The 2,077-nt window shown below is 60.3% G+C and carries 2 protein-coding genes; both read right to left on the minus strand.

From position 1 onward, the window contains the following. The coding region (locus NZK81_RS21360) for a thiolase family protein (protein WP_311202119.1) at positions 1-683 on the minus strand (683 nt) is incomplete at its 3' end. Next, the gene (locus tag NZK81_RS21365; RefSeq protein ID WP_188823827.1) at positions 680-1,894 is read right to left on the minus strand and encodes a CoA transferase; all 1,215 of its coding nucleotides are present in this window, start codon (positions 1,892-1,894) and stop codon (positions 680-682) included. The genes NZK81_RS21365 and NZK81_RS21360, both read right to left, overlap by 4 nt. Positions 1,895-2,077: the final 183 nt, after the last annotated feature.

The following is a 2,077-nucleotide window of genomic DNA, read 5'->3' on the forward strand; positions in this document are numbered from 1 at the left end:
CGATAACCTTCATCGTGTGCGAAGATGGCAGGCGCGCCCTTTCTTTGCGGCACCACAACCGGCACGATTTCGTCGTCGAACATTCCATTCGCCCAGGCGGCCGCGGCCCGCTGGTGGCTGCGCACGGCATAGGCATCTGCCTGTTCCCGGCTGATGTCATAATCCCTGGCAAGATTTTCGGCCGTTTCGATCATGCCGGAAATAACACCAAAACGCTCCGTCGGCTGAGACATAAGGCGTCCGCGCGTCAACCTGTCGTGAAGGGTGATATTGCCGGAACGCTTGCCCCCGCGAAGGTCGGTTGAATAATGTTCGACGTTGGACATTGATTCGACCCCGCCGGCGACAACAACGTCGGACATCCCCGTCTGCACCATCATCGCGGCGTTGACGATCGCCTGCAGCCCCGAACCGCAGCGCCGGTCGAGCTGATAGCCGGGGACTTCAAGCGGCAGGTCGGCAGCCAGCCATGACCAGTGGCCGATGGCCGGCGCCTCGCCGTTGCCATATCCCTGACTGAACACGACATCGTCAACCCGGGCGGGATCGATCTTCGTGCGCTCGATCAGGGCCTTGAGGATGACTGCGCCAAGCTCGCCTGCAGTCATCGGCGAAAGAGAGCCGCCAAACTTGCCCACCGCAGTGCGGATCGGCATGACAATGGCTGCGCGACGAAGGGTCATTTCGGGTCTCCACTCGCTATGTTGCCCACAATACCTGCGTCGATCAGGCGGGCGATTTCGGCGGCAGGCAGCGAGAGCAGATCCGCCAGGACTTCTTCGGTATGCTGGCCATTGTACGGCGCGGGACAAGGCTCCCGACGGTGCATTTGAGGAACGGTGGCGAATGTGCCCGCGGCGGGATAGTCGAAGCCGCTGGGATTTGGCACCGTCCCGAAAATCGGATTGTTCGCTACCAGCGCTGGATCGTGAACCGCATCAAGCATCCTGCGATAGGGCGAAAAGACGATTCCCCCCGCATCGAAGGCAGTGGACAGATCGGCGTAATCACGCGAACGGATTGCCCGTTCAAACAAGGGATAGAGCATGTCACGCAAGGTATATCGGAGGCCGTCATCCTGTTCGAAAGAAACACCGCGCTCTTGTTCGATGGCCGCAACATCTTCGGAAAGGCCCAGCGCTACCAGCAAATTGGCCCACTGGCGATGCGTGGCAACGACAATCATTGTCCGCACCCCGTCGCGCGTGGTGAAGTCGCGACCGAACAAGCCATAAACTGCATTGCCAAGGCGCGGACGATCCCGGCCCGTATAGAGCATTTCTGCAAGTCCACCGAGGTTGGCGACCGTGCCGATCGCCACGTCTGACAACGGCAGCCGGATCTCGCATCCTTCGCCACTTGTGCTTCGCCACTGCATCGCGGCAAGCATGGCGAATGCTCCGTATGCGCCGGAAATGAGATCCCACGCGGGCAGGACATGATTGACCGGATCGGGGCCGGTTCCAGTCAGCATAGGGTATCCCACGGCATTGTTTATGGTGTAATCGAGCGCGGGCGAGCCATCGGCCCACCCCATTATCCGCAAGGTGACAAGATCCGGACACCCCTGCGCGAGGAGGGCATGGGACAGGAAACCATCCGCCGGAAAATTGGTGATGAGCTGGCCGGTTGCCCTCACCAGTTCCTGCACTATTTCACGCCCCTCAGGCCTGCGAAGATCAACCGCGACTGACTTTTTTGCACGATTGAGATTCTCCCAATAGAGCGAGTCGTTCGCCTCCGTCACAGGCCAGCGCCGGTAATCGGGGCCGCCGCCAGTCTGGTCGACACGTATCACCTGTGCGCCAAATTGCGCGCAATAAAGGCCCGCCGTGGGAGAGGCGACGAATGACGATGCCTCAATGATCGATAGGCCATCGAGAAAACTATACATGGCGTTTGATCCGGCCCGCAGGCGAATTGGCCACGCGCCAGGGCGGGGCGGAATGAAACCCCTGGCCGCCCATGGTGCAGCCTGCGGATGAAGTGCAACCCACGAAGGTCAATTCGCCGCCGCAAATTCGCGCAGCATGTGCTTAGCGATCTGGAGTTGCAGGATCTGGGTCGTGCCTTCATA

Source organism: Novosphingobium mangrovisedimenti, assembly GCF_025153475.1.
GTDB classification, from domain to species: Bacteria; Pseudomonadota; Alphaproteobacteria; order Sphingomonadales; family Sphingomonadaceae; genus Novosphingobium; species Novosphingobium mangrovi_A.